This window comes from Streptomyces sp. NPDC020597, from assembly GCF_044335095.1.
GTDB lineage: Bacteria > Actinomycetota > Actinomycetes > Streptomycetales > Streptomycetaceae > Streptomyces.
This window is the reverse complement of sequence record NZ_JBIRUL010000020.1, coordinates 116,896-142,891: the sequence shown is the minus strand read 5'-3', so window position 1 is coordinate 142,891 and position 25,996 is coordinate 116,896. Positions and strand designations below refer to the sequence as shown.

At 73.5% G+C, this 25,996-nt stretch carries 24 protein-coding genes; 8 read left to right on the top strand and 16 right to left on the bottom strand.

Annotation, left to right across the window (positions count from 1 at the left end; all coding sequences use genetic code 11):
• Positions 1-65 precede the first annotated feature (65 nt).
• The 3 genes from ACH4ZA_RS28940 to ACH4ZA_RS28930 form a co-directional block, all read right to left on the bottom strand.
• Positions 66-2,825 (bottom strand): FtsX-like permease family protein, encoded by a 2,760-nt coding sequence (locus ACH4ZA_RS28940; protein WP_398432314.1) that lies wholly within the window; start codon positions 2,823-2,825, stop codon positions 66-68.
• Between the two features lies 1 nt (position 2,826).
• Positions 2,827-6,129 (bottom strand): FtsX-like permease family protein, encoded by a 3,303-nt coding sequence (locus tag ACH4ZA_RS28935; RefSeq protein ID WP_398432313.1) that lies wholly within the window; start codon positions 6,127-6,129, stop codon positions 2,827-2,829.
• Between the two features lie 180 nt (positions 6,130-6,309).
• Entirely contained in the window at positions 6,310-7,281 is a 972-nt protein-coding gene (locus ACH4ZA_RS28930; RefSeq protein ID WP_398432312.1) for a LysR family transcriptional regulator, read from the bottom strand.
• Positions 7,282-7,464: 183 nt separating this feature from the next.
• On the opposite strand from ACH4ZA_RS28930, the gene snpA reads away from it, so the two are divergent.
• Positions 7,465-8,145, top strand: coding sequence for a snapalysin (snpA, locus tag ACH4ZA_RS28925; RefSeq protein WP_398432311.1), 681 nt, complete (start codon positions 7,465-7,467; stop codon positions 8,143-8,145).
• 121 nt (positions 8,146-8,266) lie between these two features.
• On the opposite strand, the gene ACH4ZA_RS28920 is transcribed toward snpA, so the two are convergent.
• Together ACH4ZA_RS28920 and ACH4ZA_RS28915 are read right to left on the bottom strand one after the other, a co-directional pair.
• Complete coding sequence (locus ACH4ZA_RS28920; RefSeq protein ID WP_398432310.1) at positions 8,267-8,812, bottom strand: hypothetical protein; 546 nt, start codon at positions 8,810-8,812, stop codon at positions 8,267-8,269.
• A 190-nt stretch (positions 8,813-9,002) separates the two neighbouring features.
• Positions 9,003-9,353: a VOC family protein gene (locus ACH4ZA_RS28915; protein WP_398432309.1), complete on the bottom strand. Its 351-nt coding sequence runs from the start codon at positions 9,351-9,353 to the stop codon at positions 9,003-9,005.
• Between the two features lie 300 nt (positions 9,354-9,653).
• On the opposite strand from ACH4ZA_RS28915, the gene ACH4ZA_RS28910 reads away from it, so the two are divergent.
• Both ACH4ZA_RS28910 and ACH4ZA_RS28905 read left to right on the top strand, forming a co-directional pair.
• Positions 9,654-10,925, top strand: a complete 1,272-nt coding sequence (locus ACH4ZA_RS28910; protein WP_398432308.1) for a helix-turn-helix domain-containing protein — start codon at positions 9,654-9,656, stop codon at positions 10,923-10,925.
• Between the two features lie 400 nt (positions 10,926-11,325).
• Positions 11,326-11,760, top strand: a complete 435-nt coding sequence (locus ACH4ZA_RS28905; RefSeq protein WP_398432307.1) for a hypothetical protein — start codon at positions 11,326-11,328, stop codon at positions 11,758-11,760.
• Here ACH4ZA_RS28905 and ACH4ZA_RS28900 read toward each other — a convergent pair.
• The 6 genes from ACH4ZA_RS28900 to ACH4ZA_RS28875 form a co-directional block, all read right to left on the bottom strand.
• Positions 11,699-13,198, bottom strand: a complete 1,500-nt coding sequence (locus ACH4ZA_RS28900; protein ID WP_398432306.1) for an MFS transporter — start codon at positions 13,196-13,198, stop codon at positions 11,699-11,701. The two genes, ACH4ZA_RS28905 and ACH4ZA_RS28900, sit on opposite strands and share 62 nt — an antisense overlap.
• Positions 13,199-13,256: 58 nt before the next feature.
• On the bottom strand, positions 13,257-13,646 hold the full coding sequence (locus ACH4ZA_RS28895) for a hypothetical protein (RefSeq protein ID WP_398432305.1): 390 nt from the start codon (positions 13,644-13,646) through the stop codon (positions 13,257-13,259).
• A 307-nt stretch (positions 13,647-13,953) separates the two neighbouring features.
• Entirely contained in the window at positions 13,954-14,868 is a 915-nt protein-coding gene (locus tag ACH4ZA_RS28890) for a hypothetical protein (RefSeq protein ID WP_398432304.1), read from the bottom strand.
• Between the two features lie 114 nt (positions 14,869-14,982).
• Positions 14,983-16,005, bottom strand: coding sequence for a TolB family protein (locus tag ACH4ZA_RS28885; protein ID WP_398432303.1), 1,023 nt, complete (start codon positions 16,003-16,005; stop codon positions 14,983-14,985).
• Positions 16,002-17,333, bottom strand: a complete 1,332-nt coding sequence (locus tag ACH4ZA_RS28880; RefSeq protein WP_398432302.1) for an MFS transporter — start codon at positions 17,331-17,333, stop codon at positions 16,002-16,004. Before ACH4ZA_RS28880 ends, ACH4ZA_RS28885 begins: the two co-directional genes overlap by 4 nt.
• Positions 17,334-17,338: 5 nt before the next feature.
• Positions 17,339-18,229 (bottom strand): alkaline phosphatase family protein, encoded by an 891-nt coding sequence (locus tag ACH4ZA_RS28875; RefSeq protein ID WP_398432301.1) that lies wholly within the window; start codon positions 18,227-18,229, stop codon positions 17,339-17,341.
• Positions 18,230-18,782: 553 nt separating this feature from the next.
• Here ACH4ZA_RS28875 and ACH4ZA_RS28870 point away from each other — a divergent pair.
• A complete protein-coding gene (locus tag ACH4ZA_RS28870; RefSeq protein ID WP_398432300.1) occupies positions 18,783-19,208 on the top strand; it encodes a hypothetical protein in 426 nt (141 codons plus the stop codon).
• A gap of 6 nt (positions 19,209-19,214) precedes the next feature.
• Here ACH4ZA_RS28870 and ACH4ZA_RS28865 read toward each other — a convergent pair whose 3' ends face one another.
• Positions 19,215-19,397, bottom strand: a complete 183-nt coding sequence (locus ACH4ZA_RS28865) for a hypothetical protein (RefSeq protein ID WP_398432299.1) — start codon at positions 19,395-19,397, stop codon at positions 19,215-19,217.
• Positions 19,398-19,482: 85 nt separating this feature from the next.
• Between ACH4ZA_RS28865 and ACH4ZA_RS28860 the strand changes: the two genes are divergently transcribed.
• The 3 genes from ACH4ZA_RS28860 (at position 19,483) to ACH4ZA_RS28850 (ending at position 22,106) form a co-directional block, all read left to right on the top strand.
• Positions 19,483-20,754, top strand: coding sequence for an APC family permease (locus ACH4ZA_RS28860; RefSeq protein WP_398432297.1), 1,272 nt, complete (start codon positions 19,483-19,485; stop codon positions 20,752-20,754).
• A 416-nt stretch (positions 20,755-21,170) separates the two neighbouring features.
• Positions 21,171-21,815, top strand: a complete 645-nt coding sequence (locus tag ACH4ZA_RS28855) for a GAP family protein (RefSeq protein ID WP_398432296.1) — start codon at positions 21,171-21,173, stop codon at positions 21,813-21,815.
• 120 nt (positions 21,816-21,935) lie between these two features.
• Entirely contained in the window at positions 21,936-22,106 is a 171-nt protein-coding gene (locus ACH4ZA_RS28850; protein ID WP_057577173.1) for a hypothetical protein, read from the top strand.
• Between the two features lie 87 nt (positions 22,107-22,193).
• On the opposite strand, the gene ACH4ZA_RS28845 is transcribed toward ACH4ZA_RS28850, so the two are convergent.
• A complete protein-coding gene (locus tag ACH4ZA_RS28845) occupies positions 22,194-23,531 on the bottom strand; it encodes an MFS transporter (protein ID WP_398432295.1) in 1,338 nt (445 codons plus the stop codon).
• 54 nt (positions 23,532-23,585) lie between these two features.
• Here ACH4ZA_RS28845 and ACH4ZA_RS28840 point away from each other — a divergent pair, with 54 nt between their 5' ends.
• Positions 23,586-24,329 carry an AraC family transcriptional regulator gene (locus ACH4ZA_RS28840; RefSeq protein ID WP_398432327.1) on the top strand — a complete coding sequence of 248 codons (744 nt, stop codon included), beginning with the start codon at positions 23,586-23,588 and terminating at the stop codon, positions 24,327-24,329.
• A 154-nt stretch (positions 24,330-24,483) separates the two neighbouring features.
• On the opposite strand, the gene ACH4ZA_RS28835 is transcribed toward ACH4ZA_RS28840, so the two are convergent.
• From ACH4ZA_RS28835 to ACH4ZA_RS28825, 3 genes are read right to left on the bottom strand one after another with little or no spacing between them, the layout of a single operon-like run.
• A complete protein-coding gene (locus ACH4ZA_RS28835; protein ID WP_398432294.1) occupies positions 24,484-24,987 on the bottom strand; it encodes a cysteine dioxygenase in 504 nt (167 codons plus the stop codon).
• Positions 24,984-25,187: a hypothetical protein gene (locus ACH4ZA_RS28830; protein ID WP_398432293.1), complete on the bottom strand. Its 204-nt coding sequence runs from the start codon at positions 25,185-25,187 to the stop codon at positions 24,984-24,986. The genes ACH4ZA_RS28835 and ACH4ZA_RS28830 overlap by 4 nt, the downstream gene beginning before the upstream one ends.
• Positions 25,188-25,222: 35 nt before the next feature.
• Positions 25,223-25,972: a thioesterase II family protein gene (locus ACH4ZA_RS28825; RefSeq protein ID WP_398432292.1), complete on the bottom strand. Its 750-nt coding sequence runs from the start codon at positions 25,970-25,972 to the stop codon at positions 25,223-25,225.
• Between the last annotated feature and the right edge of the window lie 24 nt (positions 25,973-25,996).

Sequence of the window (25,996 nt, the reverse complement as noted above, 5' to 3'; positions counted from 1 at the left end):
CGGGTGTGCGCGCCGGGCCGCCGCGTGCGGGCGGCGGCCGCCAGGGGCGCGGTGGGCTGTCCTTCTCACCTGGCGTCGCCTGCTCTCAGCTCCCGCACCGCGCCTCTGCGCCCCGCCCACCACGCCTGTACGGCGGCGATTCCCACGGTCATCGCCACCACGGCCAGCGTCGGCACGGTCAGCGACCAGGGGTCGGGGTAGAGCAGGGTCTGCTCCAGGGGAGCGGCCGAGGGCGGCAGGGCCACCGCGGTCAGGTCCATGCCGGGGGCGAGCAGGCGGATCGCGCACCAGCCCGTCAGGACGCCGCCGGCCGCGGCGAGCAGGGCCTGGGGCAGGGACTCCAGGACGAGCAGGCGGCGGCCCTGTGCGCGGGTGAGGCCCATCGTGCGCAGGCGGGCGAGCAGGGCGACGCGCTCGGGAGCGGCGCGCAGGAGTGACAGGAGCAGCGCGAGCACGGCGTAGCCGGCGCCGGCCGCCACCGCCGCGGTGTAGAGGTGCTCCACTCCGGACTGGAGCGGGGAGTCGACGTAGCGGGCCCTTTCGTCGGCTCGGAGGCGGACCGACGCCGCGTCCCCGGCCGCCTCGCGCAGCGCACGGCCGTCCGCTTCCGGGCCCGTCACCAGCAGCGTCGTCGGCCTGGCCGCCGTGGCGTCGAGCCCGGCGCGGTCCACCACCAGGAAGTCGGCGCCCAGCACGGCGGGGGTGATGTCGCGGACGAGGGCGACGCGGACGGTGACGCTGCTGCCGTCCTCCAATGTGACGGGGAACGGTGACGAGCCGTGGGCGTCGGCGACCCGCGGGGAGGCCACGGCGGGCAGCGCGGCGCCGCCCCCCGGCTCTCCCGGGCGCCTCTTCAGGTCTCCTGCGGAGAAGGCGCCGAGCCCGGTGCGCCTCGTCAGTTCCGCGTAGCCGGTGGGGTCCACGCCGACCAGGGGCACGGACCGGCGTCCGCCGTTCGGCTTCGCGCCGTAGGCGATGCTCACCGCCGCAGTGTCCCGCACGCCGGAGACCTTGCGCACCCGGTCGGCCAGTCCCGCGGGCAGGGGGTCGACGGTCGATTCCAGGCGGGCGTCGGCCCCGACGGCGAGGAGCGCGGAGTGGTCCCGGGTCTCGCCGATGCCGGCCAGGACGGAGCCGCCGAACGAGGCCGTGGTGAGGGCGGTGAGCAGGGCGAGCAGCGGCAGTACCGCGGATGCGGAACCGCGGCCGGCCCGGGCGAGGGCCAGGTGGCCCACCACTCCGCGCGTGCGGCCGGCCGGGCCGGCCAGGCCGCGCAGCGGGAGGGGGTGGAGGCGGACCAGGAGCAGCGCGGCGATCATCCCGACCAGCACGGGCGCCGCCGAGATCAGCTGATCGCCCGACCCGCCGGACGTGCCCTGCCGGCGCAGGGTGACCACCGCGCCGGCGGCCACCGCCACCAGCGTCAGCTCCGCGACCGTACGCCGCCGGGACGGTCGCGCGGACGTCACGTCCTGGCGTAGCGCGGGGACGCGGACGAGCCGGTGAGCGGCCGCCCCGCGCAGGGGAAGAGCGGCGCAGGCGAACACCGTGCAGGCGAGGGCGGCCAGTACGGCGGGCAGGGTCCGGGCGCCGGGGAGGGTCCACAGCGCCACGGCCAGGCCGAGTGCCCCGGCCGGGACGGCGACCACCGCCGTCTCCACGAGCAGGCGGGCGGCGAGACCGTGCAGCGAGGCGCCTCGGGCGCGCAGCAGGGCCAGTTCGGTGCGGCGGCGGTCGGCGGCGAGGCCGGCCGCGAGCGCCAGGACGACGACGGCGACCGTGCCGCTGCCGAACGCCGCGACCGCGATGAGCGGGGACACGCCGGTGTGCAGGCGGGAGTAGGAGTCGAGCACGTCGTCGAGGCCGGTGTCGGCGTTCGTGAGGGGGTCGGTGGCCGTGCGTATCTGCTGCAGGCCGGGGCCCGACACCAGGGCGGCGAGTGCGGACTCGAGAGCGTCCAGGTCACGGTGGCGCAGGGTGTGCGGGTCGGGAGCCAGCCGCCAGTAGCGGTACGGCCGGCCCTCGGTGCCCAGCAGCGCGGGGGCGGCCTCGGGCGGCATGAGCAGGGCGCCGAGCCAGTACCGGGGCGACTCCGGGTCGACGGGCGCCACCGGCATCAGCACGGGCGTGCGCAGCAGGGTGTCCGTGGCCCAGTAGGCGCCCGCCGGGTCGCGGGGTGCGACGATGCCGGTGACCCGGACGGCGAGCGCGTCCCGGCCCGCTCCGGGGACGTGCAGGACCGACCCGACGGTGAGGTGCAGGCTCTTGGCGGTGTCCGCGCTGACCGCCGCCTCGACCTCGGGCGTCGCCGTGGTGACCGTGCCGTTCGCGCGGGGCAGCCGGCCCTCGCGCAGCCGGGCGTGGTCGGCCAGTCCCGCCTGCGCGACGAGGGCGACCCGGGCGGGCAGTCCGCTCGGCCGGGGCAGCCAGGGCTCGGGCACCGCCTGGTTGACGGTGGTGACCACGCCGTAGGACGACTGGGCGGGGTCGGGGACGAAGGGGCGCCTGACGGTGCCGAGGATGCTGTCGTAGTCGCGCTTCACGGTGGCGGGGCGCAGTGCCTGCTCGCGCTGCTCCTGGGGCAGGTTCGGCAGCGGGGCCGGGGCGGTCAGGCCGACGACGCTCCGGAAGTGGGGTACCTGTTCGACGGAGTGGCGCAGGCCGGCGTCCTCGTACCGTTCCAGGGCGCGGGGGAACGCGGCGGCCAGGCAGGCGGTCACCGCCACCAGCAGCGCGAGTGCGAGCGCGGCGCCGGGGGCGGACCGCAGCCGGGTGCGCACCCACGGGGCGACGGCACGCTGCGTGCGCCTGAACGGGATCACCATGTCACTCCCCCTCCCGCAGCGCCTGCACGGTGTCGGCCTGTCGCGTCGTCAGCAGGGCCACGACGAAGAGCGGGACGGCGGCCACGGCCGTCACCAGGGCGGCCACCCGCAGCGGCGGCAGTACCACGAGCAGATCCGGTACGGGGTGGGCGGCTTCGCCGGTCAGGACGATGAGCGGCAGCACCGCGCGGGTCAGGGCGAGGCCGAGGCCGGTGCCCACGGCCAGAGCCAGCGCGATCAGGACGCCCTGCTCGGCGGCGACGGCACGAGCCAGCCTGCGGCGCGGGGCGCCCAGGGCGCGCAGGATCGCGAACTCGGCGTTGCGTTCCCGCAGCGCTCCGGCCGCGCTCACGGCGAACCCGAGTGCGGCGAGCACCGCCGCGGCGGCGGCCGCCGCGGTGAACGCGGCTTCCGGGCCCGCCCCGAACGGGTCGTCGCGCAGTTCGGCGGCGATCTCGTCGCGTACGACGATCTGCGCGGGATCGAGGTCGGGCCGGGCGCGCAGAGCGGTCGCGACGTCCGCGGCGTCCGAGGCCGGGTCGGGTCGCAGCCACCACTCGGTGGGTGCGTGGGCGACCCCGTAGCGCGCCTGGAGCACCCGGTTCACGGCGGGCAGGTCGACGAGCAGGGCGCCTCCGTCGCTGTCCCCCTCCTCGCCCTGGGCCGTCGGCAGTTGCCGTACCGCCCGCACGATCCGCACGGGCACGTTCTGGCCCTCCAGGGCGATGTCCATCGTCTGGCCGGGGCGGGCGCCCGCGGAGGCGAGGAAGCGGTCGGTGGCGAGGGCGGCCACCGCTGTGGTCCGGGGCTGTGTCACCTGCATGCGCAGGGTCAGTGACGGGCTGAGCCAGGGCTGGTCGGACGGGACGTAGCCCGTGCCGTACACAGCGGTCGGATGCGTGGCGGGGTGGACGCGCGGACGGGCCGGGGCGGTTGCGGCGTCGGCCGAGCCCTGCCCGTCGGCGCTGGAGGCCGCCGTCCAGGACGACGCCGGCAGGGTCAGCCGCTGTGCCGTGCCGGCGGCGGCCGTCGCGGTCAGCGCGTCGAGGGTCAGGGTGTGCTGTTCCGCGCGGGCGGACGGCACGGGCAGCACGAATTGCACGCCGGTGAGGGTCAACGGTCCGTGCGCGCTCGGCAGTTCCACCGTCAGCGGGTGCGGGCGCGCGTCGGCGGGGAGGGTGCCGGACGGCAGTGAGTAGGGCACGCCGTGGTCGTCCTGCAGCGTCTGGGTCACGGTCGCCGCGCTCTGCGTGTCCGGCGCCGAACTGCGCAGGGTCGCCGTCAGCGTCAGCCGGGTCGCCCCGGCGGGGACCCGAGCGCCCGCCGGCTCACCCGACGGCCGCAGTCCTTCCAGCAGTCCCTTCATCGGGGCGGGCGCCAGGTCGGGGCGCATCAGGACGGTGTCCGACGCGTGCGCGGTGTCCAGCGCCAGCACCGTCGCCGTGCGGTCGCCGGACAGTGGCAGCGTCGTCCGCACGGCGGGAGCGGCCTCACGTACGTGAGGCACGGCGGCGTACTGCTGGGTGAGGCCGAGTTCGCCGCCGCCGGCGCCCAGGATGCGTATCGGCGCACCCGCAGCGAAGTCGGCCTGGTCGTCCTGCGAGCGCCCCCAGGAGGAGCCCTGTCCGATCGCGAGCACGCCGAGCGCGACGGCCAGGACGAGCAGCAGTACGGGGCCCGCGCCCTGCCCCGGGCGTCGGCTGAGCTGCCAGCCGGCCAGCGCCGTGGCCAGCCCGCGCCCGCCCGTCGCCCGGCGTTCGGCGAGGCGGGCGGCGGGCGGCAGCAGACGCAGGGTCAGGACGGCGCCGGCCAGCAGCGCGAGGGCGGGCGCGGCGACCAGCAGCGGGTCGATGCCCAGGGCGCCGGTCGTGTCCGCGCTCACCGCGCCCGACGTACGGCGTTGCAGTTGCCAGTACGCGACCCCGGCCACCGCCAGCAGTCCCAGGTCCGCCCCGGCCCGCAGCCACGCGGGCAGCGCGCGGGCGCGCAGGGTGCGGAACCCGGTCGACGCGACCACCGGCAGGGTCACCGCCAGCGCGCACCCGAAGGCCACGCCCGCCGCCGTCAGCCACACCGCGAGCCCTCCGCCGGCCGGTGTCTCGAGCTCAAGTCCGATCCGGGAGAGCGCCCCTTGCCCGGCGAGCAGCCGGGTCAGCGGGCCTGCCAGCAGCGGGGCGACGAGCAGTGCGGGTCCGGCCAGCAGCAGCGCCTCCAGGGCGGCGAGGCGGGCGAGGGCGGCACGGGAGGCTCCGCGGGCGCGCAGCAGCCGGGTCTCGCCGGTGCGTTCGGCGGCGAGCAGCCGGGCCACGAGCATCAGGGCGCAGGCCGCGAGCAGGGCGAGCTGGAGGGCGACGATCAGGAGGGTGGAGCGGGAGACGAGCAGGGAGCGCTCGACCCGGTCGAGGACGTCGGGGAGCGCGGTGCTCGCGGTCGTCCCGCCCGCGCCGTCGTCCCCGGTGCGCAGTTCGAGCAGGGCTGCGGGCGCGGTGCGTGCGGCGGTGCGCAGGGCGTCGATGCGGTCGGCGGTGAGGCGGGTGAAGTCGGCGGAGGCGAGCCACGCGGACGGTCCCTCGCTCACCCGGCCGCCGGTGACGACGGAGGGCGCCGTCAGCAAGGGGCCGTAGGTGGTGAAGTCGGAGGTCCGTCGTACGCCCCGACCGCCGAGTTCGTCCGTCAGCCAGTAGGGGGAGGCCTGGTCGGCGGGCCGGTACACGCCGGTGACGACGATCCGCACGGGCGGCCCGTCGAGCCGGTCGGTGACGGTGACACGGGCGCCGGGCGCCAGTTCCAGCCGGCGCGCGGCGGTCTCGGGGAGCGCCACCTCGACGTCCGGCGTGCCCGCGCGCGGGGGCCGGCCCTCGCTGAACCGCACCTGTGAGGGGTCGAGCGCCGCGAAGTGCGTGAGGTCGGGCTTGTCGGCGCGCCGGGCGGCTGCCGTCCGGGGGGTCGCGGGCAGGGCGTACGGTCCGGAGCGCACCAGCGTCCGTACGGTCACCGGCAGACCGTCGAAGGTCCGGCGCGCCCCGTCGCGTACGGCGGTGTCGGCGGCCCGGCGCTCGTCGGCCTTCACGTCGGCGGTGACGACGAGTGCGGCGTCGGCGGCGTTGCGCGGCTCGGCCAGCGAGTGGCGCAGGGCCGCGTCGCCGATCGCGGCCGAGTACGCGGCCAGGGCCGCCAGCACGGAGGTGGTGAGCAGGACGGTGACGAGCGCGGCGGTGATCAGCGCCCCGTGCGCCCGCGCTCTCGCCAGGACAAGCGCGGCCCGCCCCGAACGCACCCCGAAACGCCCCCCGTAAGTCGCCACCCGGCTCCCCCAAGCCTCCGCTGACATCATCGACCACACCTTTCGGTGATGTTGTCAGACCGGGAGCGGTGAGGTAAGCGCTGGTGAAGCGGGCTTGATCGGATTGTGACCGGAAATCGGCATGCCCTGACCGGAATCCGGGCCACCTCGACTGCGCAGTTGTCGGGGGTTCGACGCCGCTTACGCGCCCACCGGGCGCAGGGTCTGTGCGGGCCGCCCGGCGGCTCCGCGCGTCAGCCAGTCGCGGTACGCCGGCGCCTGACACGCCGCTTCCCAGTAGGCCTCCTCCAACTCCGGCGACTGGGCGTCGAGTTCGTCTGCCGTGCGGGCCGCGAGCAGCAGCCGTACTCCTATGGGGTCGCCGTGCAGGGGCCGGATGACCAGGTCGGAGCGAGGCGGGAGCGCGGTGGGCTGACTCACCGTGACGACCTCGCCGATGGCGGCCAGGAGGTAGGCGGTGAGGTAGTCGCCGTGCAGCAGGTCGGGCTTGATCCCGGCTGCGCGCAGGACCCGGCACAACCCGTCCCACTCGCCGTCGACCGTGGCGTCCACCATCCAGCGGTCGTGGGCGAGGTCCGTGAGACGTACCTCGCGGTGGGCTGCCGCGGGATGGTCTGCGGCCATGGTGACGAACTGTGGTTCGCGTTCCACCAGGACGCGTAGACACAGCCCGTTCGGGACGCGCAGCGGGCTGCCCTCGACCTCGTGCACGAACGCCAGGTCGAGTGTGCCCTCGGCCACGTGACGGAGCAGGGCGTTCGCGGAGACGTCCATCTGCAGGCTGGGCTCGATCGCGGGCATGCGGGCACGCAGCCGGCTGAGCCACCCCGGGATCGCCCGGCTGGCCGTGGCGCCGATGCGCAGCCGGTGACCGCCCGCGGTGTGGGCGGCCGCGGCCCGGGTCTCGGCCACGATCGCGGAGAACTCGGCGACCAGCGGCCGGGCTCGGCCGACCACGATCTGCCCCAGCGGCGTCGGACGGCTGCCCGTGGAGCCGCGGGCGAAGAGCCGGCCGCCCAGCAGTCGCTCGATGCGGCGCAGCTGGGTGCTCAACGAGGGCTGGGCCATGCCCAGTTCGCGGGCCGCCTTGTGCAGGCTGCCGGCGTCGGCGATGGCGCACAGTACGCGTAGGTGCCTCACCTCGAGCTCCATGCCGCGGAGCGTAAGGGCTGGGCCTGACGGGGCGCCAGACATTCAAACAGCAACATAACAGCAGGAGTCGCCCCGATAGCCGTGCGCTATCCCCAGTTGCCATCATCCCGCGGCCGCCGGGCTGCCCCACACTCGGCCCTACCGATCGTTCACCACCCCACACGAACGAGCAGGAGCCCCCACATGACGTCCACCCGTACGTCCTCCACGTCCGCGAAGGCCTCCAGGAGACTGCTGGCGCTCGGCCTGGGCGTGACGTTCGCAGCCCTCGGCAGCGCGGTCCCGGCGAGCGCCCACACCACCGGCTCGGCCGCCCCCGCCGCCGGGTACACCGGTTCGGCCCAGGAGGCGGCGAACAACAAGGCGTTCTTCGATGCGGTCCTCGCCTCGGTCGCCGCGAAGCAGGCCGCCGACCCGGGCCTGCGGTCGGTGACGGTCTACTACAACGCCACGCAGGCGCCGAACTTCCGCTCCCAGATATCGAGCGCGGCCTCGATATGGAACAGCTCCGTGAGCAACGTCAAGCTGCAGTCCACCTCCGGCAGCGGCGACTTCTCCTACTACGAGGGCAACGACTCGCGGGGCTCGTACGCCTCCACCAACGGCCACGGCAGGGGCTACATCTTCCTCGACTACGCCCAGAACCGGCAGTACGACTCGGTCCGCGTCGCCGCGCACGAGACCGGTCACGTGCTGGGACTGCCGGACCACTACTCGGGCCCGTGCAGCGAGCTGATGTCGGGCGGCGGTCCCGGCACGTCCTGCACGAACCGGTACCCCAACTCGACCGAGCGTGCGCGCGTCAACCAGCTGTGGGCCAACGGTCTCGCCAAGGCTCTCGACAAGCTGAACAAGGTGGGCTGACGGCCCGAGGACCCGTCACCCGTGCTGCAGGCGGGCCGTGCCGCGGAGGGCACGGCCCGCTTCGCCGTGCCGCGTCACCGGCTCGTCCGAGGCGTTGACGCGGCGCCCGCGTGTCACGGGGTCACAGGGCGCCCTTCTTCGCGCCGGAGAACGCGGCGAACGCGCCGATGCCGAGGAACAGGAAGGTCATCGCGTCGGCCGTCTCGCTCCAGCCCTCGGTCAGCACGTCGAAGTGCTCGGTGAACAGCGAGGTCGCGGAGACGCCGAGTTCGTCGCCGCCGATCACCGCGATGCCGATGAGCTGACCGAGGTAGACCGCACCCAGCGACAGCAGGGCACTGACGACGGGCAGCACCGGGTTGGCCCCGCCGATCCTGCCCGCCGCGAAGCCGATGAGGAAGCCGACGCCGACGGCCGCGTAGCCGATCTCGTACTCCGTCGCGCCGACGATCGCGCCGTACACGCCGGCCGAGACCAGAGCCACGACGACGGCGACGACCAGGCCCAGGGCGACGTTCCTGCGGGCGGGCGCCGGGGGCGGCAGGGCGGGACCTGACTGCTGGGCGAAGGGGTTTCCGTCGGTGGGCTGCGGAGCACCCGGTGCGCCGACGGCGGGCTGCTGGGCGAACGGGTTGCCCTCGGACGGCGGCGGAGCTGACTGGGTCATGACAGATTCCCCCCAGGGACTGATGCGGCAAGTGGCGTGATGTGTGCGCACGAATGTGCGACAGGACGCCGAAGACTAGCAGCCGCGGCGGCCCGCTTCGCGCGGATTACGGAGGCTTCCGAGAGGCGTCAGGACGGCTGACCGGCTCGCCGCCGAGCGGCGGGGGTCACCGGCCGCCGAGCGGCGGGGGTCACCGGCTGCGGGCAGTGGGGTGGAAGGGTTCGTACAGCGGGAGTTCGGCGCCGCTGGGGAGTCGGATCGCGGCCAGCCGCCCCCAGCGCTGTTCGCTGACCGGCCGGGTGATCTCGACGCCCTGCGCGCGGAACCGGCCCAGCTGGGAGTCGAGGTCGTCGCACATCAGGAAGACCTCGTGCCGGGGCGGGCCGTCGGTCGGGTGGACCGCGACCTCGGCAGGGGGCAGTGCGAAGACGAGCCAGCCGCCGCCCGCGTCGACGCCGGGAAAGCCGAGGACGTCACGGATGAAGTCACGGTCCGCCTCGGCGTCCTGGCTGTAGAGGATGACATGCACCCCACTGATCACGGCTGGCTCCTGCCCTTGGACGTGCCGGCGGTCGGGTCCTGCGACATCCTCGCCCGCTCGGAGGAGCGATACCGCGCACGACACAGGACGACACGACGCTCGTCCCGCGTCCGGTCGCGGCGCACGCGGCTGCGGAAGCCCGGAAGGCGACGCCGGTCGTGTGCCGCCCTGGAACCGACTCAGCCTCATCGACGTGCAGGTAGGGGAGTGCCTCGAACGCCGTCCCGGGCCGGACATGACTGCACGGGCCGACAGATGGATGCGGGTACGGACCAGATGGATGCAATCCACGATGACGTGGTGGAGTTCGCACTGCTGCTGACGCGCCTGAAGGAGCGCACGGACCACAGCTACGCGGCGCTGGCCCGACGGCTGGGCATGAGTGCCTCCACTCTGCACCGCTACTGCGCCGGAGAGGCCGTCCCCCCGGACTTCACCGGGATCGAGCGGTTGGCCGCGCTCTGCGGCGCCTCCCCCGAGGAACGCGTGGAGTTGCACCGCCGATGGATCCTGGCAGTCGCCGCGCGGCAACGGTCCCGCCTTTCCGACGCCAGGCGGGCGCCGCAGCGCCATGACACCGTGAGCCCGGCGTCCGCGTCCGTCGGCCATGGCGACCGGACGGACGAGGCGCCCGGGCAAGCCGTGCCGGGCGCGGAGACGGTGTCGGGCGCACCATCCGTGCCGGGCGTGCAGGGCGGCCCGTTCCGGGAGCCTGTCTCGCCGGCCGACCGACCGGCCCCCGCCCGGCGTCCTCGACGAGGACTCGTGCGATCGCTGTCACTGGCGGCCTCGCTCGCCTTCGCGCTCGCCTGCCTCACCGCATCCGCTGCGGGGCCCCTGGTCGGCGACGGTGGGCCGACTCCCTCCGCCCCCACCGCATCCAGTCCCTCGGAGCCGGCCGCGCACGGCGGTGTCAGCCCGCGGAAGAACCGCGCGGAACAGGTCCCGCCACCGGCCCCGCTCACCTGGACGGCCAAGTCCCAGCTCTGGCAGCTCGACTGCGACCACGACTACGTCATCGCCAAGCCGCCGGCGCAGGTCCCGCCGCCGCCGACGCCGGCCGACGCCGCGGGGTGGGCCACGTCCCAGAACGCGATCCACGGACGCACCACCAATCTGCAGATCTCGGTGCAGGGGCGCGGCGCCGCCGCCGTGGTCCTCGAGGCACTGCACGTGCGCGTGATCGACCGCGTCACCCCCGCGGACCGCTCGGGCGCCGCCTACTCCATGTACGAAGGCTGCGGCGCCATCCTCGTCCCCCGCCACTTCGCCGTGAACCTCGACGCCCGCCGCCCCCTGGCCCGTTCGGTGCCCGGCAACGACCCGGACAGACCCGCCCCCGCGATCGGCTTCCCCTACCGGGTGTCCCTGCGGGATCCGGAAGTCCTGCTGCTCGCCGCCCGCACCGAGAACTGCACCTGCGACTGGTACCTCGACCTCGACTGGTCCTCACAGGGCCGAACCGGCACGGTGCGCATCGACGACCACGGCCGCCCGTTCCGCACCACCAGCATCAACGGGCTGCCGCACTACTGGTACCAGGACCACCGCGGCTGGGTCCCCATGACCTGACCGCCTGCCCGGACGATGCGCAGGGACCGGACGCCGCTTTCGTCACAGCCCCGGGTGACACCGGCCCACGCGTACGGGCGGTGACGTCGGTTCCGGCGTCGCCACCGCGAAGCCGGCCGCGACCCTGCGGGATCTGGTGCGGCCCGCCTCCGGACCGGACCGACGCACCGCCTTCGGCCCCTTCCGCCCCCGGGAATACCCGCGGGTGCTGGTCGCACCTGCATGCGATCACCGCCTCAACAACCGCTGATCCAGGGGGGATTCAGATGGACGAAGCGGATTCACCTCCGCCTGCGAGACGACGGCGGGCCGTCGCGCCGCTCGCCGCCGTCCCGCTGCTCGCCTCGCTGCTCGGCCTCACCGTGGCGGCACCGCGCAGGCCGACGATCCAGTCGACCCGGTGTGCGCGACGCTCGCGACCGCGCCGTTCGGGGACCCGGGGGACGCCGTCCGAAAGGCGACCGTCGCGAGCACCTGCCACACCGTCACCGCCGAGACGCCCGGCCTCTGCCAGGTGTCGCTGAACGACAGCGGCTACCGGGGGTACACGACCCAACAGGCCGCCGACGGCACCCCCGTGGACTGCAAGGGGACCAGGCAAAAGACGTGCACGGTCCCCGCGGCGGGCACCTACACGCCGTCGGTCTCCAACCGTGACTGGCAGTCCCGGGACACGGCCCTCACCTTCGTGTCGCTCGCCTCCACCCGCGGCTGCGCCGACCCGCTCGGCACCCGTTGGGACCAGCCGGACCTCCTCGCGAGGTCGGAGGCGGTCAGCCCACCGACTCCGGTACGGCCGACTGCGCCGGGACGGGTCTCGGGGGGCCGGTGGTGACCATCAGGCCCGCCACCAGGCCGGCCAGCAGCATGATTCCGGCGGCCCACCAGATGGCCACCGTGTAGCCGTGCACGGTGGCCTCGGCCGCGACCTGCGCCCGGCGCGCGGGGCCGGTCGGACGGGCCGAGAGGAACGCGGCGCTGCTGGTGGTGGCGATCGTGTTGAGCAGTGCCGTTCCGATGGACCCGCCCACCTGCTGTGAGGTGTTGACGGTGGCGGAGGTGACGCCCGCGTCCTGGGGAGCGACCCCGGCCGTGGCCGTGGCGAAGACAGGCATGAAGGTCAGGCCCATGCCGAGGCCCATCAGCAGCAGCGCGGGCAGGATCTCGCCGGCGTAGGAGGAGTGCACGGTCATCCCGGTGAGGATCACCATGCCGCCCGAGGCGAGCAGCATGCCGGGGACCATCAGCATGCGCGGCGCCACGCGGTTCATCAGCCGGGCGGAGATCTGGGTGGAACCGATGATGATCGCCAGGGTGAGCGGGAGGAAGGCGAGCCCCGTCTTCACGGGGGAATAGCCGAGGATGACCTGGAGGTAGTAGGTCATGAACAGGAACAGGCCGAACATCCCGATGATGGCCAGGCCCATGGTCAGGAAGCAGCCCGCGCGGTTGCGGTCCTTGATGATGTGCAGGGGCAGCAGCGGCACCCGTGCCTTGGTCTGCCACCACACGAAGACCGTGAGCAGGACGATCCCGCCCGCGAAGAGCCCCAGGACCAGGGGGTCGGTCCAGCCGCGCGGCTCGGCCTCGCTGAAGCCGTAGACGATCGCCACCAGGCCGCCGCAGCCCAGCACCGCGCCGGGCACGTCGAGCCGGACGTCCGCGTGGCCGGCGCGGTCGTGGAGCAGTACGAGGCCGCCTGTCACAGCGATGACGGCGATGGGCACGTTGACGTACAGGCACCAGCGCCAGTTGAGGTACTCGGTGAGCAGACCGCCGACGATGAAGCCGATCGCGGCGCCGCTGCCGGCGAGCGCGCCGTAGATGCCGAAGGCCTTGCCGCGCTCCTTGGGGTCGGTGAACGTCGTGGTCAGGAGGCTGAGCGCGGAGGGGGCGAGTACGGCCGCGAAGACGCCCTGGAGGGCGCGGGCGCCGAACAGCATGCCCGATCCGGTGGCCGCCCCGCCGAGCGCGGAGGCGGCCGCGAAGCCGACCAGCCCGATCACGAAGGTGCGTTTGCGGCCCACCCGGTCAGCGATACGGCCGCCGAGCAGCAGCAGCCCGCCGAACGCCAGGGTGTAGGCGGTGATCACCCACTGGCGGTCGCCGTCGGAGATGCCCAGGTCCTGCTGCGCGGAGGGCAGCGCGATGTTCACGATCGTCGCGTCCAGGACGACCATGAGCTGGGCGAGGGCGATGATCACCAGGCCCCACCAGCGGCGGGGATCGGGTGCGGTGTCGGCGGAGGATTCACCTGTCCGGGTGACACTCATTTGGACAGAACACCATGAATCTCCTCACACCGCATCCTTGGGCCGATCGGACCCCGACCTAGCAGGTGGGGCTGCTGGAGATCTTTATGCCGGTGACGACAGAGGCGTTGGAGAACACGGTCTGGCTGTTCGGCGAAAGGCAGATGGATCCCCCGCTCTGGAGCCGCAGGTACACCACGTCGTCGTTCCGGGTGTTCAGGACTCCGTAGTGCGGACGGGGCGTGACCGCCTGATAGGAGCTGGTGACGTCCTTGTACTTCGAGAGCGGCGTGCCCGCGAGCAGGGCGTGGTCGTCCGCGTAGAAGCAGACGTACGGGTACGGACAGCCCTGGGTGGGCGGCTCCGCGTGCGCGGCGGACGCGCCGGTCACGGACATGGCCGCGACGGCCGCGCTCACTCCGGCGAAGCAGGCGGCCTTCCGGACGGCAGGCCTCAGGACAGGCTTCATCTTTCCTCCAAGAACTCGGGTCGTCGTGCGAAGGGGACAAGGCGCCGGGTGTCGGACCCGGGCAACCGCTGGGAAGGGTCTCGGTCGACGTCCGTCACTTCGACAGGATGATGGGCCGTCCACTGCTTCGGCCGGTCCGACAGCCCCAGCCTCCGATGCCTTCCCCGCCTGGGACAACAGCCGCCGGCCTCCCTGCGACAGCGGGACGATCCCACCCCCGGCGACCTGCACCGACAGGGAAGCCTGGGATGGCAGTCGGGGATGCGGACCCCGTGCGGGCGGAAGGGGCCGACGGCGCGTCGGGTGTTCAGCGCGTGGGAGTCAGTTCCGGCGTCCGCTCCGGCTGCTCCTCCTCGTGTGCCTCGGGGCCGCCGAACCAGGCCACCGCGACCGCGCCTGCCACCGCGAGGACGAAGCCGAGCATCGCCATCCAGGCGAGGCCCTCCCGTGAGGCGTCGCCGAGCCAGAGCACGCCGATCGCGCCGGGCAACACGGTCTCGCCGACGACCAGGGCCGCGGTGGCCCCGTTGACCGAGCCGATCTGCAAGGCGACGGTGTGCAGGTACATCCCCCCTACGCCGGCCGTCACGATCGCGTACAGGGCAGGATCCGTGAGCATGGCGGCCGGATCGAAGGGGGCGACACCGTTCAGGATCCGGACGCCCACGCCGAGTGCGCCGAAACCGAGACCGGACAGCAGACCGGCAAGGATCGCGGCGCGGGGACCGACGAGGCGTACCGCGACCGTGCCGCCCACCATGAGCGCGAGCGAGACCGCCAGGAGCCACCAGTGCGTGGCGATCGGGATGCCGTCTCCGCTGCCCTCCTCCCCCGCCGCCGTCGCGAGCAGGACGAGCGCCGCGCAGACCACGCCGATGGACGTCCACTCGGCGCGGGACAGCCGGACATGGAGGAGGCGCACGCTCAGCACGGCGGTGATGATCAGGTTGGCGCTGATCACGGTCTGCGAGAGGAACAGGGGCAGCAGCCGGGCGGCCAGCGCGCCGAGCGCGAAGCCCACGAAGTCCAGGACGGTGCCGACGACGAACTCCCAGGTCATCGCGGCCTTCGCGGTCGAGGAGAGGCTGGGCCCCCCGTACTGGGTGCGGGCCGTGGTGGCCGCATCGCTCCGCGCGGACCTGCGGGATCCGACGGCTTGCAGGACTGAGCCTGTGCCGTAACAGACGGATGCCGCAACGGCGGTCAGCAAGCCGATCAACACGATTCGCTCCGTTCCTGACGGGCGCCGCCTCGACGCCGTCTCGGTTGACCAGACGGCACAGGGGCACGGAGCGTTGCCTCGCCGTCGGGTTCGTCTCCCTCCCTCGCGGGGGCGTCACCCCAGATAGGCGGGGGCGACCGCGGATTTCATGAGGCGGCGGGCCCTGCCGGCGCCGTCGGCGGGGACGGTCCACAGGTCGGAGCCGTAGTCGCCGGGGAGGGCGTAGACGAGGGTGTCGCCGTCCGCCCACAGGGCCTGGTCGTCGATGTTGCGGCTCTCGGCGGTCGCGGTCTCGCGCATGGTGCGCAGGTTCAGGACGTACAGCCGCCAGGGGGCGTCGGGGGAGGCGCCTTCGACGCGCTTCTTGTAGGCGATCCGGGTCCCGTCGGGCGAGAGCGAAGGACATTCGACGTTGCGGTGCAAGGTGGTGAGGGTGCGTGCGGCGACATCCCCCCGCACGAGGTAGGTCTTGCCGCCGGTCGCCAGCGTCGCGTAGAAGCGGGAGTCGTCGGCGAAGGTGACCCCCCAGACGTTGACGTCCGCCGCGTGATACGGCCTGCCGTCCCTGATGACGTCGAACGTCTCCAGGTTGTCGTCGATCGCCCAGGTGCGGGTGTCGACGATGGCGGTGCGGGTGGAGAAGTCGGTTCCGGCGTACGAGTCTCCGCTGACGAACACCGTCCAGGCGACCAGCCGGCCGGAGGGCGAGACCCGGGCCCGGGTCGGGACGCCGCCCGCCGGGAAGTGGCGCCGTTCGCGCAGGCGGGCGTCGAGCACCACCGCGCGATAGGTGTCCTGCAGGGGGCCGTGCTCGGCCTGGAGGCAGATGCCGGTGCCGGCCGCCGCGTGGAAGCGCAGGCACTTCACGCCCGACACGGTGCGCGGGCCCTGCGGATCGCCGGCGGGCACGGTGGCGATCTCGTCGCGGTGCGGACCCCACGCCAGGTTGCGCACCAGCAGCCGGCGTTCGGCCGTCGGCCGCAGTGAGACGGCGCCGGCGCGCACGGCCGGACCGTCCGCCTGCTGCTCGTCCCGCAGGCCCGACCGGTGGGCGGCGTGGAGCACCGCGCCGACGCCGGCCGCGCCGAGCAGCACGACCGCGGCCAGCAGGATCACCAGGCGGGTTGTCCGGGTCATGCGCGCACCTCATCAGTGGTGAACGGCGCCTCGTCGGTGGCCGCGGGCGCCTCGTCGGCGGTGTGGAGGACGAACGCGGCCACGACGGCGCTGACGGCCAGCGCGGCGGCGGTGACGGCGAGCGCGGTACGGCCGCCCCACAGGCTCCACGCCGCGCCGAAGGCGAGCGAGCAGGCGAACCGGGCCAGCGCCTGCCCGGTGCCCACCAGTGCCTGTCCGGCGCCCTGGTGCTGTGCCGGTACGGCCCCGGCGGTGGCGGCGGCGAGGACGCCGTCGGTGGCCGCGTAGAACGTGCCGTGCAGGACGAGCACGGCCACGACGGCCGGGACGCCGTGCCATGGGGAGAGCACCAGGCCGTAGCCCAGCAGCAGGACGCCGTGGCCGGCCAGGAAGATCCGGCGGCGGCTGACGCGGTCGGCGAGTGCGCCGAGCGGCACGGCGAGCAGCAGGAAGAAGGCGGCGGTGCCCAGGGGCAGCAGCGGGAACAGGTGGGCGGGCAGGTTCCCTTCGCGCTGGAGCAGCAGGTACAGGAAGGAGTCGCTGACCGTGGTCAGACCGAGCAGGGCGGCGCACACCGTGAGCCTGCGCAGCCGCGGGCGGCGCAGCAGTCCCACGGCGTCTCGGATCGTCGGCGGCCGGGTCGGCTCGGGCCGCCGTACGGCGTCGGCGGGCGCCGGGATGCGGCCGGGTACGAAGAGCACCAGCACCAGGACGCCGAGCGCGGCGACGCAGGCGCTGACCGCGAAGACCGCGTCGTATCCGTCGACGGCGGCCCGCAGCACGGCGAAGGCGACGAGCGGGCCGAGGAGCGCGCCGGTGGTGTCCATCGCCCGGTGCACGCCGAACGCCCGCCCGCGGTGCCGGGGTTCGGTGGCCAGCGAGATCATCGCGTCCCGAGGGGCGGTGCGCAGGCCCTTGCCGGTGCGGTCGACCGCGAGCACGGCGCCGAGCACCGGCACGGTGTGCGCGAGAAGCAGCAGCGGCTTGCACAGCGCCGACAGTCCGTAGCCGAGGCCCGCCACGGCCTTGTGCCGGCGGCCGCCCCGGTCGGCGAGGTGGCCGCCGGTCAGCCGGACCAGGGCTCCGACGCCGTTGTTGATGCCGTCGAGGAGACCGAAACCGAGCGGCGACAGGCCGAGGGTCGCGACCACGTAGAGCGGGAGCACCGCCGTGACCATCTCCGAGGAGATGTCGGTGATGAGGCTGACCGAGCCGAGGGCCAGCACGGTGGCGGGCACGGCGGCCGGCCGCCGCCCCGGACGGGTGTCCGGGACGGCGGCGGCCCTGGTGCCACCGGAATCCGTACTGCGGGAGTCCGCGAGGTACACGGGCGTCAGTTCCAGATGCCGGTGATGTCGGACGCCGACGCGGCGTTGCCCGCGTGCGTGGACAGACCGGCCAGGTCCTCCAGGGTGCGCAGCATGTTGTAGTGGTTGTAGGTGGTGGCCGTGGAACTTCCGGCGGTGACGTGCTCACCGTAGAAGACGGTGGGGATGCGGTTGCCGGACAGTTTGTTGTCCTCGTCGAAGGTGACGGCGAGGATGCTGTTGTGGGTCCTGGCCCAGGTGGCGTAGGCGCCCAGGTTGTTCTTGATCCAGGTGTCGCCCGTGGAGACCGAGCAGTCGTGCATGTCGCTGCACAGGTTCGGGACGACGAAGGAGACCTTGGGGAGGGCCGTGTAGTCGGTGGGGAACTGCCCCATGGTGAGCGCGGTGTTGGTCGGCACGTTGGAGAAGCCGAACCAGGGGTTGTGCTTCTGCGCGTAGTTGCCGCTGCTGCACGTCGTCGAACCCTGGCTGGGCAGCGACTCGTTGTAGCTCTTCCACGTCTTGCCCGCGGCGATCAGCTCGGAGCCGAGGTTGGGGGCGGACATGGACCCGACGCTGACACAACTGTCGTCGGTGCGGCCCTGGTTGGAGCCCGAGAAGAGCATGTAGTAGTTCGGCTCACTGGGGTGGGTGAGGCCGTAGGACTGGGTGAGGTTGGCGCCACCCGCCTTGAGGGTGTTGTTGATGTACGGGGCGCTGGAGCTGCCGATGACCTGCGAGTAGGCGTGGTTCTCCATGACCACGACCACCACGTGGTCGGGGGCCGGGAGAGCGGCGGCCTGCGCGGTGGTGGACGTGACGGTCCACAGTCCGATCGAGGCGGCGGTGAGGGCGACGGCTCCGGCGAGTGCGGAGAGGCGACGTCGGTTGCGCTGGGGAGCCTTGACGGCGGCCATGACTGTCCTCCGGACAGAAGCGACGGACGTTCGAGGGGCGGCGCCGCAACACTAGGGGCCGCGGACCGCCCCCGGGTGAAGGCCAGACGAACCGTGGACCCCGACAGGCAAAGACCACCCCAGGCCCGGGTCACACGCAGGGAAAGTCCGACCAGGCACGTCCCGCCGGGTCCTGACCGGTGACCAGGACGCCGGGGCAGGCGACGCCGCCCGGCCGGGGTGCGTGACTACGTGTTTTCACCGATGTCAGGGATGTTCACGGCGCAGACACTTGTTCGTGAGCCGCATGTCGGCGCACGCCGGATGCTGTCGGGCGGGTTCCCGATCGCGTGTCGGAGCTCGGTTCGGCCTTCTGTCGCCGCGCCGGCCGGCGAGCAGCACGAGAGAGCGGTACAGGGAAGGCAACGTGAACCGTCAGCAGCACACGCAATTCCATGCCTCATGCGGGCACTTGATTGCGGCCCCGGCCGACCGCGCCGGGCAGAACGTCCGTTGTCCCCATTGCCACCAGGTGGTTGCGGCGCCGGCCGCCGATGTTCCGTACGCCTCGCCCGTGCTCACGCCCGGCCCTGTTCCGGGGCCGGCCGGGCCGGTGGAGCCGGCCGGGCTGACCGCCGTCTACGTGAGCGCCCTGGTCGTCGGTGTGCTCGGAGCCGTCTGCGTCTACCTCGTCATGTTCGACGAGCTCGACGAGTCCGAGCTGGTCACGATCACACCGCTGTGGTTCTTCCCGATCGTCTTCGGCCTGTACGGTTTCGTCTCCCAGCGGCTGTTGCGGCGTATCGCCGCGGGACACGCGGAGACCCTCAGCCAGGCCGCACGCCTGTCGATCGACGTGGCCGGCCACTGGGCGCTCCCGGCGATCTTCCCGTTCCTGGTGCTGAAATGGCGCAGCTCCCTGCTGGTGTCGCTGGCTGCGGCGGTCTTCTGGGCCGTACTGCTGTGGTTCTTCTTCACGGCGGTCTTCCCGACCCTCTGAGCGCGGTCACCGGGCAGAGGAGGCGCCCTGACCAGGGGTGCCGGAGACCACGTTCTGCGGCCGGCCGACCCCCGGCACCAGTTCGCGGACCCGGTGGTCGCTCACGGCCAGTTCGGTCAGCAGCCTCCACCGCACCGGGTGGGCGGCCAGCCGTACGAACGCCGGGGCGGCAGCGCCAGAGGGCCTCATGGTGCCGGGAAATACATCAAACCATGTTGATGTACCTTGCTCTCCGGCAGTCGCGCTCCTCCACGCCGGAAGACGGAGGCACGTCATGCACCAGCCCACCGGGTTCGCGTCGTCTCAGCTGCAGCGGCGGCTCGGCGTCTCGGACGCCGTCCTCGTCGGACTGGGCTCGATGATCGGCGCGGGCATCTTCGCGGCGCTCGCTCCGGCGGCCCGCGCGGCCGGTTCCGGACTGCTGGTCGCTCTGGCGGCTGCCGCGGTCGTGGCGTACTGCAACGCCACGTCCTCGGCCCGGCTGGCCGCCCGTCACCCGGCCTCCGGCGGCACCTACGTCTACGGTCGTGAACGCCTCGGCGACTTCTGGGGATACCTGGCGGGCTGGGCGTTCGTGGTCGGCAAGACCGCCTCCTGCGCGGCGATGGCGCTGACCGTCGGTTCATACGTGTGGCCCGGTCACACTCACGCCGTGGCGGTCGCCGCGGTGGTGGCGCTCACCGCCGTGAACTACGCCGGGATCCAGAAGTCCGCGTGGCTGACCCGTGCCGTCGTCGCCGTCGTCCTGGCGGTGCTGGCGGCGGTCGCCGTCGCCTGCCTCACCTCGTCGGCGGCGGACGCCGGCCGGCTGGACGTGGGCTCCGACGCCACGGTGACCGGCGTACTGCAGGCCGCGGGCCTGCTGTTCTTCGCCTTCGCCGGGTACGCCCGCATCGCCACCCTCGGCGAGGAGGTCCGCGATCCCGCGCGCACCATCCCCCGTGCCGTCCCGCTCGCTCTCGGCATCACGCTGGTCGTCTACGCGACCGTGGCGGTCGCCGTCCTGACGGTGCTCGGCCCCAGCGGGCTCGGCGAGTCGGTCGCGCCGCTCTCGGAAGCGGTGCGGGCCGCCGGGGCGGACCGGCTGACGCCCGTCGTCCGGGTCGGGGCGGCCGTCGCCGCGCTCGGCTCCCTGCTCGCCCTGATCCTGGGTGTCTCCCGCACCACCCTGGCCATGGCCCGCGACCGGCACCTGCCGCATGTCCTGGCCGCCGTTCATCCGCGCTTCCAGGTACCGCACCGCGCCGAACTGCTGGTGGGCGCCGTCGTCGTGCTGCTGGCCGCCACCACCGACGTACGCGGGGCGATCGGCTTCTCCTCCTTCGGCGTCCTCGTGTACTACGCCGTCGCCAACGCCTCCGCCTGGACGCTCACTCCGGACGAGAACCGCCCGCCTCGCATCGTCCCCGCGGTGGGCCTCGCCGGCTGCCTGCTGCTGGCCTTCACCTTGCCCGGCGCGTCCGTCGCGTGGGGCAGCGCGGTCCTCGCCGCAGGCGTCGCCGCGTACGGAACACGCCGGGCCATCACCGCCCGTCGGGCGTCCTGAACCGCTCACCGAGCGAGCGAACCGACGCGCAGGGGCGCCCTCTCCCGCGTGAGGGGCAGGTCGGCGCCCGCAGGTCGAGGCCGGGCGCTGCGGCGACCGCGGCGCGGAAGGCGGTCGGGCGTTCGCCCATCGGTCGTGGCCGGGCGTTCGCGCATCGGTCGTGGCCGGGCGTTCGCGCATCGGTCGTGGCCGGGCGTCGTTCATCGGTCATGGCCTGCGGGGAGGAGCGGTTCGACTCCCCCTTCGGACTGCCCTCGGGACAGCCGGTGCTGCCCCGTCCGGGTGTGGCTTGCTTGACCGGCAGGGTCGTCGCCTGCAGAGTCGGAAAAGCGGCGCCGCAGCACCGCCGCGCCGGCCGACCCGCCCGCCCAGGCACGGGCGTCAGGCGGCCCTGACATCCGGGAGCGGTTGAACCGATGGTCCTCGACCTGGTGGTGATCGGTACGGCCGTCACCCTGGGGCCCCTGCACAACAGCGCCTTCATCCTGCTGCTCTCCTCACGGCGCGGCGTTCGTCAGGGGCTGGCCTTCCTGCTGTCGTGGCTGGTCAACCTGGTCGTGGTGATCGCCTGCGTGCTGCTGCTGACCGGCGGTCAGCCCCCGTCCCGTCGCAGCGCGCCGTCGACGGCCGTGCTCGCTGCGAAAGTCGCCATCGGCCTGGCGCTGGTGCTCTACGGCGCATATCGGCACCGCCGACCGCCCCGCCCGCACGGCCCGCCGCGCTGGACCGCCCGTATCGACAACGCCTCGCCGGCCACGGCAGCCGGCCTGGCATGGATGCTTCAGCCTTGGGCACTGGTCGGCGCCGGCGCGGCGACCGCCGTCGACGCCAACCTCTCCACCCCCGCCGACTGGCTCGCCCTGACCGCCTACTGCCTGCTCGCCACCCTCAGCCTCATCGTCATGGAGATGTACGCGGTCCGGGCGCCCGCGGTCGCGAACGCCCGGCTGAACACCCTGCGGAGCTGGCTCGCGCGACACCAGGAACGACTGATCGTCACGCTCGCCGTGCTGACGGGCCTGTGGCTGACGGCCAGGAGCATCGTCGAACTGGTCACCTGAGAGGGGCGGGCAGCGCACTCCGCCGACGACTGCTTCCCGCGACGCCGCCAAAGAAACCAGGCAGATCAGCTGCGTGTTCTTCGATTCGCCGGGCAAGCGGACCAACGGAGGTTGATAACTATGGTTCCCCTGCTTCTCGTTCTTCTGCTGGCTCTGGTCCTCTTCGGCGCGGGCTTCGCCCTCAAGGCACTGTGGTGGATCGCCGTCATCGTGCTGGCGGTCTGGCTGCTCGGCTTCGTCATGCGCAGCGCCGACACCGGCGGCCGCAAGGGCCGCTGGTATCGCTGGTAGTCCCCCGCACGACGACCGCCCTGTGGGCTCCGGGAACACCCGGGGCCCACACGCATGTCCCGCGCCGCTGAGGTCCGCTCGCCGACGTCACCGCGAGCCGGGCGACGAAGGCCGGGCCGCCGGGGCCCTTGCGGGGGTGACGCCGGTGTCGCCTCCGTCGCCATCGGTGCCGTCCGTGCCCTGGTCCGCGCGATCCGCGTGATCCGCGTGATCCGCCTGATCCATGCCATCTGCGTCGTGCGTGTCGTGCGTGTCGACGTACTTCGGCTCGGACGCGGCTCCGAGGTGCGGCGCGGCCGGTTCGGGCAGGTCGCGAAAGCTCAGCCAGCTCAGCAGAGGCATCAGGACGAGAGGGGTCAGGGCGGTCCGCAGGGACGTGGAGTCGGCGAGAGTGCCGATGGCGGGGGCGGCGAGACCGCCGACGCTGACGGTCAGGCCGAGGGTGATCCCGCCGGCGGTGCCGACGCGCGAGGGCAGGTAGTCCTGGCCGAGCGTCACCTGCAGCGAGAAGGGCACGTACAAGCCGGCCGAGGTCAACGCCACGCACGGACAGACGGCCGGTCCCGGCAGCCACACCACGCCGGCGAGGGCCGCGGCGGCGATCAGGTACGACCGGCGCGAGACGGTGACCCGGTCCCAGCGGCTCGCCAGATATCCGCCCAGCACGGAACCGACCGCGCTGCCGAGGTAGAGCACGGTCAGGGCCGCGGTGCCGGCGGCCGTGCCGCCGCCCAGGCGCTCGCGGGCGTACAGCGAGATGAAGGCGCTCAGGCCGACGAACGCGATCGACCGGAAGACCACGGCCAGTGACAGCTTCACGAAGGAGGCGACGTCGTCGCTTCCGGCTTGCCCGGCCGTGCCGGGTCCGTGCGCCTGCCGCTGCTGCAGGGCGCGCACGACGGGCAGGCACAACGCGGCGCCCACGAGGGCCGGCAGCACCAGCAGCGGCGTCCACCGCAGCCCTCCGGTGGCCACCACGGCGGTGACCATGAGCGGCGCCGACGCGAAGCCGATGTTGCCGCCGGTGGAGAACCAGCCCATGGCCCGGTGACTGCCCCGGCCCGCGATGCGGGCGACGCGGGCGGACTCGGGGTGATAGGCGGCCACTCCGACTCCCGAGACGGCGACGAACACGAGCGTGAGCGGGTAGGAGCCGCTCAGTCCGCTCAGCGCGACGCCGACACCGCCGAGGAGCGTGCCGGCCGGCAGCAGCCAGGGCATCGCCCGACGGTCGGTGAGCGCGCCGAACACGGGCTGCGCCACGGAGGACAGCAGCGAGGCGGCCAGCACGATGCCCGAGGCGACCGCGTAGGTGTAGGAACGCTCGGCGACGAAGAACGGCACCAGGGACGCCACGGCTCCCTGGTAGACGTCGACGCAGGCGTGTCCGACGGACAGCAGGGTGATCGATGTATTCCTTCGCACCCCGCCATCGTCCGGACCCGCGCCCTTGTCGCGCTTCCGGTAAACTGCCGGATGATGCCGCAAATCCGCCATGAGCCGATCGCGCCGACGCGCAGCCGGCGGCTGGCGTCCGGCGGCGCGATCGACGCCCATCGGCACGACGACCACCAGATCGTCTACGCCGGCCGCGGAGTGCTGGCCGTCACGACCGACGCGGGCTCCTGGGTCGCCCCCGGCACCCGCGCCATCTGGGTCCCGGCCGGCGTCGTCCACGCCCACCGGGCCCACGGCGAACTCGAACTGCATTTGGTGGGACTGCCCGCCACCGTCAACCCGCTCGGTCTCGACACACCGACCGTGCTGGCCGTCGACCCGCTGCTGCGTGAGCTGATCGTCGCGTACACCCGCACTCCCGACGACGACAGCCCCGAGCGGACCCGGCTGCGCGCGGTCCTGCTCGACCGGTTGCGGGCGTCCCCCCAGGAGCCGCTGCACCTGCCGACACCGGCCGCTCCCCTGCTGCGGACGCTGTGCTCGATCCTGCTGGCCGACCCGGCCGACCCCCGCACTCTCGCCGAGCTGGGCAGCCAGGTCGGCGCGAGTGACCGCACGCTGTCCCGGCTGTTCCGCAGCGACCTCGGCATGACCTTCCCCCAGTGGCGCACCCAGTTGCGGCTTCAGCGCGCACTGGTCCTGCTCGCCGAGAAGGAGCCGGTGACCGCGGTGGCGCACCGGTGCGGCTGGTCCTCTGCGAGCGCCTTCATCGACGTGTTCCGGCGCACCTTCGGCCACACCCCGGGCTCGCACGCCAGAGGCTGACCGTCACCGCCGCGCGAGGGCCTCCGTCGTCGGGCCGGCCCCCGGCGGCGCCGTCGCCCGCCCACGGCTCGTCCCGCTCCCGGCAGCAGCAGCCCTTGCGGGGCGCGCCGGTCATGTCGGCGCGCCCCGCGAGGCCGGCGTTCCCGGCGAGGGGTCAGGCGGTCACCAGCCCCGGCCGGGCGCCCGTCTCGCAGTGGGGGGTGGTGTGCGCCGGCATCTCGGTCAGGCCCGGGTGGTAGACGTGCAGGCTCACCGCCGGCGTCAGCGCGTCGTTGACGACCCGATGCACGTACCCGGGCGCGAAGACCCGCTGAGCGCCCGGCTCCAGCACATGCTTCCTTCTCTGCGTCCACTCGGTGAGCGTGCCCTGAAGGATGGTCAGCACCCCGGACGAACGGCCGTGGTCGTGCAGTTCGCTTCCCTGCCCGGCGACCCAGGACAGCAACCACACCTCGTATCCCGGCCCGGTGCGCAGCCGGTGGTACCAGCGCGTCGTGGCGTCGTACCGGACGAGGTGCTCCCACTGGGGGCGGTCGGCGGCGACGGAGCGGGCGAGGCCGGCGAACTCGGCGACGGTGGAGGGGTGTTCGCGTGGGCGCTGCAGGAGGTGCGGGACTTCCAGGATGTCGCCGGCGATCTGGAGGTCGCTGTCGCTCACGTACAGACCACCCGGCTTCCGGGGAGCAGGCGCGCGTGGTGGGGCCCGGCTGCCGTCGCGGTATCCGGGGCCGTCACGGCCGTGCGGCCCGGGTGGGCGGCGACGGCGGGCGTGCGCGCCGTGGGAGGGCCGTCGCGCCAGGTGATGAGGTGGGCGCAGCACCGGGGCAGCGGCAGGCCGGGGGTCTGTGGTCCGTTCATCGCTGATCCTTAACGTCAGGGAGATTTCGACTGCTTCACGGGGTGCGGTCGAGAGCGGGCCGGGGCGTGCGGCACGAGGCCAGGTCCTGGACCAGCGCCTCGTACCACAGGTCCGCGCCGTCGGGAGCGGTCAGGAAGTGCGCGGCCTCGAGGCTGCGCCACGAGAGGCGGTCGGTCTCCTCACGCCAGGCGTGCGCCGACGACGCCGGGATCACGGCGTCCTGGGTGCCGTGGTAGAGGAAGACCGGGCACCGCAGACGTTCGTGGGTCCCGGGTCTGCGATAGCTCTCGCTCGCGTGGAGTTCGGCCCGGATGGTGGGGAGGAACATTTCGAGAAGTTCCTCCTCGTCCGTCAGGTCCGAGCTGAGCCCGCCGATGCCGGCGAGCTCGGAGAGCAGCTCGGCGTCGCCCAGCGAGCGCCAGTCGATCGGGGGCAGGGGGGTGGACGGCGCGCGCTGGCTCGCCGCGAACACGGCCTCGACCCGCTTGCCGGTCGCCTCCAGTCGCGCCGCCATGTCGTACGCCACGAGCGCCCCGTAGCTGAGGCCGGCGAACGCCAGTCGCTCGGCGCGCGCGATCTCCGCGGACAGCGTGCGCATCGTGTACGCGCTCACCGCGGCGACGTCCGGGAGGGGCTCCTCGAAGAGCCGCCCCTCCCGGCCCGGCAGGTCGGGCAGGACCACCTCGACGTCGTCCGGCAGGTCTTCCCGCCAGCTCCGGTACCGCCCCAGGCCTCCGCCGGCGTGCGGGAAGCACACCAGGGTCAGGGTCCGCAGGCCGGACATGTGCACACCTCCTGTCGATCGGTG

Excerpts from the sequence above, each read along its gene's own strand:
- ACH4ZA_RS28940 (WP_398432314.1), bottom strand. The coding sequence starts at position 2,825 with ATGGTGATCCCGTTCAGGCGCACGCAGCGTGCCGTCGCCCCGTGGGTG.
- ACH4ZA_RS28930 (WP_398432312.1), bottom strand. The coding sequence starts at position 7,281 with ATGGAGCTCGAGGTGAGGCACCTACGCGTACTGTGCGCCATCGCCGAC.
- snpA (WP_398432311.1), top strand. The coding sequence starts at position 7,465 with ATGACGTCCACCCGTACGTCCTCCACGTCCGCGAAGGCCTCCAGGAGA.
- ACH4ZA_RS28920 (WP_398432310.1), bottom strand. The coding sequence starts at position 8,812 with ATGACCCAGTCAGCTCCGCCGCCGTCCGAGGGCAACCCGTTCGCCCAG.
- ACH4ZA_RS28900 (WP_398432306.1), bottom strand. The coding sequence starts at position 13,198 with ATGAGTGTCACCCGGACAGGTGAATCCTCCGCCGACACCGCACCCGAT.
- ACH4ZA_RS28895 (WP_398432305.1), bottom strand. The coding sequence starts at position 13,646 with ATGAAGCCTGTCCTGAGGCCTGCCGTCCGGAAGGCCGCCTGCTTCGCC.
- ACH4ZA_RS28885 (WP_398432303.1), bottom strand. The coding sequence starts at position 16,005 with ATGACCCGGACAACCCGCCTGGTGATCCTGCTGGCCGCGGTCGTGCTG.
- ACH4ZA_RS28875 (WP_398432301.1), bottom strand. The coding sequence starts at position 18,229 with ATGGCCGCCGTCAAGGCTCCCCAGCGCAACCGACGTCGCCTCTCCGCA.
- ACH4ZA_RS28865 (WP_398432299.1), bottom strand. The coding sequence starts at position 19,397 with ATGAGGCCCTCTGGCGCTGCCGCCCCGGCGTTCGTACGGCTGGCCGCC.
- ACH4ZA_RS28860 (WP_398432297.1), top strand. The coding sequence starts at position 19,483 with ATGCACCAGCCCACCGGGTTCGCGTCGTCTCAGCTGCAGCGGCGGCTC.
- ACH4ZA_RS28855 (WP_398432296.1), top strand. The coding sequence starts at position 21,171 with ATGGTCCTCGACCTGGTGGTGATCGGTACGGCCGTCACCCTGGGGCCC.
- ACH4ZA_RS28850 (WP_057577173.1), top strand. The coding sequence starts at position 21,936 with ATGGTTCCCCTGCTTCTCGTTCTTCTGCTGGCTCTGGTCCTCTTCGGC.
- ACH4ZA_RS28840 (WP_398432327.1), top strand. The coding sequence starts at position 23,586 with ATGCCGCAAATCCGCCATGAGCCGATCGCGCCGACGCGCAGCCGGCGG.
- ACH4ZA_RS28830 (WP_398432293.1), bottom strand. The coding sequence starts at position 25,187 with ATGAACGGACCACAGACCCCCGGCCTGCCGCTGCCCCGGTGCTGCGCC.
- ACH4ZA_RS28825 (WP_398432292.1), bottom strand. The coding sequence starts at position 25,972 with ATGTCCGGCCTGCGGACCCTGACCCTGGTGTGCTTCCCGCACGCCGGC.